At 64.3% G+C, this 5133-nt stretch carries 6 protein-coding genes and 1 pseudogene; 3 read left to right on the plus strand and 4 right to left on the minus strand.

The annotated features are described in order from the left end of the window. From EN914_RS23680 to pcaD, 3 genes and pseudogenes are all read right to left on the minus strand, one after another. Positions 1–323, minus strand: a pseudogene (locus EN914_RS23680) (protocatechuate 3,4-dioxygenase subunit beta); the annotation flags it as partial. Further along, positions 313–720 carry a 4-carboxymuconolactone decarboxylase gene (gene pcaC, locus EN914_RS23685; RefSeq protein WP_024502549.1) on the minus strand — a complete coding sequence of 136 codons (408 nt, stop codon included), beginning with the start codon at positions 718–720 and terminating at the stop codon, positions 313–315. The gene pcaC and the pseudogene EN914_RS23680, both read right to left, overlap by 11 nt. Then, the gene (pcaD, locus tag EN914_RS23690) at positions 713–1522 is read right to left on the minus strand and encodes a 3-oxoadipate enol-lactonase (RefSeq protein WP_024502548.1); all 810 of its coding nucleotides are present in this window, start codon (positions 1520–1522) and stop codon (positions 713–715) included. Before pcaD ends, pcaC begins: the two co-directional genes overlap by 8 nt. A 93-nt stretch (positions 1523–1615) precedes the next feature. On the opposite strand from pcaD, the gene pcaQ reads away from it, so the two are divergent. After that, on the plus strand, positions 1616–2533 hold the full coding sequence (gene pcaQ, locus EN914_RS23695) for a pca operon transcription factor PcaQ (protein ID WP_024502547.1): 918 nt from the start codon (positions 1616–1618) through the stop codon (positions 2531–2533). Between the two features lie 18 nt (positions 2534–2551). Here pcaQ and EN914_RS23700 read toward each other — a convergent pair whose 3' ends face one another. Beyond that, positions 2552–3481 carry an aldose 1-epimerase gene (locus EN914_RS23700; protein WP_024502546.1) on the minus strand — a complete coding sequence of 310 codons (930 nt, stop codon included), beginning with the start codon at positions 3479–3481 and terminating at the stop codon, positions 2552–2554. A 109-nt stretch (positions 3482–3590) separates the two neighbouring features. On the opposite strand from EN914_RS23700, the gene EN914_RS23705 reads away from it, so the two are divergent. Together EN914_RS23705 and EN914_RS23710 are read left to right on the plus strand one after the other, a co-directional pair. Then, the gene (locus EN914_RS23705) at positions 3591–4334 is read left to right on the plus strand and encodes a FadR/GntR family transcriptional regulator (protein WP_081714243.1); all 744 of its coding nucleotides are present in this window, start codon (positions 3591–3593) and stop codon (positions 4332–4334) included. Next, positions 4331–5133: dihydroxy-acid dehydratase (locus tag EN914_RS23710; RefSeq protein WP_206527226.1), on the plus strand; the 803-nt coding region annotated here is incomplete at its 3' end. The genes EN914_RS23705 and EN914_RS23710, both read left to right, overlap by 4 nt.

Below are 5133 nucleotides of genomic sequence, written 5' to 3' on the forward strand. Positions count from 1 at the left end.
AATTCGAGCAGCGCGCCGGGTACGCCAACACCGCGTTCGTCGAGCACCCGGCCATGGACGATGATGCGCTCGCCGAGCGCGCTCTCGCCGGGCCTGGCGAAATTGTGGATCAGGTCGGCGTCGAGTTTGCCGAGCATGGCGTGACCGAAGACCGGGCCTGCAATCTCCGACAGCGTGTTGTCGAACGGCAGCGGCGCCTTCTGCGGCGAGCGCAGCACGGAGGTCTTGTAATTCGGTGTCAGAACAGACGGATGCCAGGTCCGGTCGCGCTGGAAGAAGGCGCCGGTCTCGGGCCTCCGGTTCGAGCCGGACTCAGCGGTCATTCTGGCTTCCGTCCATTTCCGAAAACACGTCCTTGGCAATTTTGAAGGCACGGTTGGCGGCCGGCACGCCGGCATAGATGGCGACATGCAGGAACGCCTCGCAGATATCGTCGCGCGAGGCACCGGTGTTGACGGTGGCGCGCACATGCATAGCAACCTCCTCATCATGGCCGAGTGCGGCCAGCAGCGCCAGCGTGACGATCGAACGCTCACGCCTGGTCAAGCCCGGCCGCGCCCACACGGTTCCCCAGGCGGCCTCGGTGATCAGCTCCTGGAAAGGCTGGTCGAAATCGGTGGCGGCGACCTCGGCGCGCTCGACATGGCGGTCGCCAAGCACCGAGCGCCGCACCGCGAGGCCGGTGCGATATCTGGCTGCATCGCCGGAGACTTCATCCATGGGTTTCTGCTCCAGGGGCAAGCGACGCGATAAAACTGCGGATCAGGGCGGTGAGCGCTTCAGGCTGTTCGACGCAAGGAATGTGTCCAGCGTCGCGGATCATTTCGAAGCGCGCGCCGGGGATCAGCTCGGCCAGCGAGCGGACGAGATCGGGAGGTGTCGAGCCATCCTGGTCGCCGGCGACGCAGAGCGTCGGCACCGCGATGCGGCGTGCAGCATCGGTGAAATCGGCATCGCGAACGGCCGCGCAAGTCCCGACGTAACCTGCAAGCGCTTGCCTCGTCATCATGTTCCAGTAACCGTCGAGCTCGGCCTGACGCGCCGCGTGGAAGGCGGGGGTGAACCACACTTTGAGCACGCCATCGGCAATCGCCTGGATGCCCTTGCTTTCGACAGTCGCGATGCGTGTGTTCCAGCTGTCTGTCGTGCCGATCTTGTGTGCCGTATCGCAAAGGATCAGGCCTTCGACGATTTCAGGCCGCCTGGCATAGAGCCCCTGCGCGATCATGCCGCCGACCGACAGGCCGCACAGCACGACCTTGCTCAAGCCGAAATGATCGATGAGCGCCGAGAGGTCATCGACGTGATCGTCGATCGACCTGATGTCGCCGATGTCGGACAGTCCGTGGCCGCGCTTGTCATACACCAGCAGCGGCATTTCACCATCGAACGTCGAGACAATTTCGTCCCAGATCCGGAAGTCGGTGCCGAGCGAATTGATGAATACGATTGGGCGCGCATTGCCGGTCGCCTTGATGTGGCGATGGTGCAGCGTGATGCCGCCGATGGTGACGAATGGCACGGTTTCGATCCTCCGCCCTCACATTGCACAAGGCGTTTGGTTCGGTAAAATGATATTTTTTGGCGTTTCATTAACTCAGGGGTTATCGAATCCATGTCCGAGAGCCGCATTCGGTTCCGTCACCTGCAGGCATTCCTGGAAGTTGCGCGGCAGGGGAGCGTGGCGCGAGCGGCTGACTTGCTGCATGTCAGCCCGCCGGCGGTGACCAAGACATTGCGCGAACTGGAAGAGGCGCTGGGGGTTGCGGTGGTGGAGCGCGACGGCCGCGGCATCCGACTGACGCGCATCGGCGAGATCTTCCTTCGCCACGCCGCCACGGCGATCACGGCGCTCAAGCAAGGCGTCGATTCCGTCCGCCAGGACGGAGCGGTCAACCGGCACCCGATCCGCATCGGCGCGCTGCCGACGGTGTCGGCGCGGGTGATGCCGCTTGCCATGAGCCTGTTCCTCAAAGAGAGCACCGGTGCGGCGATCAAGATCGTCACCGGCGAGAACGCGGTGCTGCTCGAACAGTTGCGCACCGGCGCGCTCGATCTCGTCGTCGGACGGTTGGCGGCGCCGGAGAACATGACCGGCTTCTTCTTCGAGCATCTCTACTCCGAACAGGTGCTGTTCGTGGTGCGGGCGCGACATCCGCTGCTTGAGCCCGGACAGGACGTGTTCGCGCGGCTCGACGAGTTCCCGGCGCTGATGCCGACACGGGAATCGGTCATCCGCCCTTTCGTCGACCGCCTGTTCATCACCAACGGCATGACGGCGCCGGCAACCGAGATCGAAACCGTCTCGGACTCCTTCGGCCGCGCCTTCCTGCGGCAGAGCGATGCGGTTTGGATCATTTCGGCAGGCGTCGTCGCCAATGAACTCGGCAGTGGCGCCTTCATCGCCCTGCCGGTCGACACCGAGGAAACCAAAGGACCGGTCGGCCTGACGATGCGGACCGACACGGCGCCCTCGCCGGCCTTCTCCATCCTGCTGCAGACCATCCGCGAAGCGGCGAGGCAAAGCAGTTGATGCGGCTCAGACTGGCGATCAGATCTCCCGCGAAGGCGTGAAGCGAACGCTTGCGGACCTCATGTGCCCGGGCGCCAGTACGATGCAGCCGGTCTCGATGCCCGTGTCAGCCCTGCGGTTGAAGGCATCGGTGATGTTGCTGACCGGTTCGGCGCAAAAGAACGGCTCGCCGGGCGGCGTGTAGAGGACAAGGAAATCGAGTGGCGCCTCGGCCTCGATGTCCAGTTGCCGTCCATGCTCCGGCCAGGAGATCCGGGCGCGGCGCGACCATCCGGTGAAGACCGTGTCGAAGTCCGTCTCCGACACGTCGAAGCCCGTGGTCGGGTTGGCGCCCGGCGGCGGCGGTATGTGGATGGTGGGCAGGATTTCCGCATCGGTTTCCCACATGCCGGACACCCGCGCCTGGACATGTGTCCACGGCGTCGACGGAAAATAGGGATGTAGGCCAAAGCCTGCCGGCATCGGCGTGTCCGAAAGGTTGCGCAGCGAGAGGGCAATCGCCAGCCCGCCATCGATCAGCGAGATGGCCTGCCTTGCCTCATAGCTCCACGGCCAGGAATCGGCAGCATGGCGATAGGATAGGACCGTGCTGCTGGCTTCGTGCCGCACGACTGTCCATGATCGACGCCAGCCATGGCCGTGCTCATAGTGCGGATCGTCCGAGTTGGTCGGCAGTTCGACGGTGCGGCCGGCGAATGCGAAGCGACCGCCCCTTATGCGATTGGAATAGGGAACCAGCGGGAAGCAGGCCATGGCGCCGGCATCGCGGCGGCCGATCGCCGCCGGGTCAGCAGGGCGCAGCCAATCCACGACGGATCCGTTTTGCCGCCAGCGATACGACGCCAGCGCGCCGCCGGCGGCCGGCGCGATCTCCACGGTCGCAATGCCGTCGCTGATCGAGATCAGCCCTTGGTGCTGCTCGGCAACGGCAGCGGAATTCTTTGTCATCGGCACTCCCCCATCCCTTGACTCCAATCGCAATGCCGATAAGACATATCATATGAATAGTATGAAGAATAACAAATCTTTCAGTATGGCGCGTACGTCGAGAGTCGCGGTGGCGGTTTCCAGCGGCTCCACCGCTCTGCATGCGACCGTCGTCGAGCAAATCGGATTGCGCATCGTTCAAGGCGATTTCCTGCCCGGCGAGGCACTGCCCAATGCCGACGATTCAAGCGAGATGCTGGGGGTCAGCCGCACGGTGCTGCGCGAGGCGATCAAGGTGTTGGCGGGCAAGGGGCTGGTCGAATCGCGGCCGAAGACCGGCACAAGGGTGCGTCCTCGTGCCGACTGGAATTTCCTCGACCCGGACGTCCTGTCATGGCGCTATGCCAGCGGTGTCAGCGCCGACGATGTCCGGGCGCTGTTCGAATTGCGCAGGGCCATCGAGCCGATGTCGGCAGCGCTTGCGGCCCAGCGCGCCACGCCAGCGCAGATCGCCGAGATCAATGCAGCTCTGGTCGAAATGGAGGCGGTGGTCGACGACGGCGACCGCTTCGCCAAGCCTGACCTTTTGTTCCACCAGACCATACTGCGCATGACCGGCAATGAGCTGATCGGCTCGCTGGCGGCACTGGTCGAAACCGCATTGGTGACGAGCTTTCGTCTTTCCAACGACAATCCGGAAGGGCAGCGCCCCTCATTGCCGCTGCACCGGGAAGTCGCCGAAAAGATCGCCGCCGGCGACGCGACCGGCGCACAAAAGGCGCTGCTGGTCCTCATCGACAATGCCGAGGAGGACGTGCGCCGCAGCGTCGAAAACCGCAACAAGCGCCGCCAGGAACGGGAACAGACATCGTGACCGACACCAAACGCAAACTGCGGTCCGAGGCCTGGTTCGGCGGTGAGGGCAAGAACGCCTTCATGCACCGCAGCTGGATGAAGAACCAGGGCATTCCCGCCGACGCTTTCGACGGCCGCCCGGTGATCGGCATCTGCAACACCTGGTCGGAATTGACCCCATGCAACGCGCATCTGCGGGCGCTGGCCGATCACGTGAAGCGCGGCGTCTATGAAGCCGGCGGCCTGCCGCTCGAATTTCCGGTGATGTCGCTGGGCGAGAGCAACATGCGCCCCACCGCCATGCTGTTTCGCAATCTGGTCAGCATGGATGTCGAAGAGTCCATCCGCGGCAATCCGATCGATGGCGTCATCCTGCTGGTCGGTTGCGACAAGACCACACCGGCGCTGCTGATGGGCGCCGCATCGTGCAACCTGCCGACCATCGCCGTTTCCGGCGGGCCGATGCTCAACGGCAAGTTCCGCGGCCAGGACATCGGCTCGGGCACGCATGTCTGGAAATTCGCCGAGGAGGTTAAAGCCGGCCGCATGCCGGTTGCCGACTTCCTCGCCGCCGAGCAGGGCCAAAGCCGATCGGCGGGCAGCTGCATGACGATGGGCACAGCCTCGACCATGGCCAGCATGGTCGAAGCGCTCGGCATCGGCATGCCGGACAACGCCGCGATCCCGGCGGTGGATTCGCGCCGTGGCGTGCTCGCCCAGATGGCCGGACGCCAGATCGTCGATCTGGTGCGCAGGGACGTGACGATCGCGGAGATCCTCACCAGGCAAGCGTTCGAGAACGCCATTCGCGTCAACGG

It is taken from the genome of Mesorhizobium sp. M7A.F.Ca.CA.001.08.2.1, assembly GCF_003998455.1.
In the GTDB taxonomy this organism is placed as follows: domain Bacteria; phylum Pseudomonadota; class Alphaproteobacteria; order Rhizobiales; family Rhizobiaceae; genus Mesorhizobium; species Mesorhizobium ciceri.

Coding starts and splice junctions, on each gene's coding strand:
- pcaC (WP_024502549.1), bottom strand. CDS start 720: ATGGATGAAGTCTCCGGCGATGCAGCCAGATATCGCACCGGCCTCGCG.
- pcaQ (WP_024502547.1), top strand. CDS start 1,616: ATGTCCGAGAGCCGCATTCGGTTCCGTCACCTGCAGGCATTCCTGGAA.
- EN914_RS23700 (WP_024502546.1), bottom strand. CDS start 3,481: ATGACAAAGAATTCCGCTGCCGTTGCCGAGCAGCACCAAGGGCTGATC.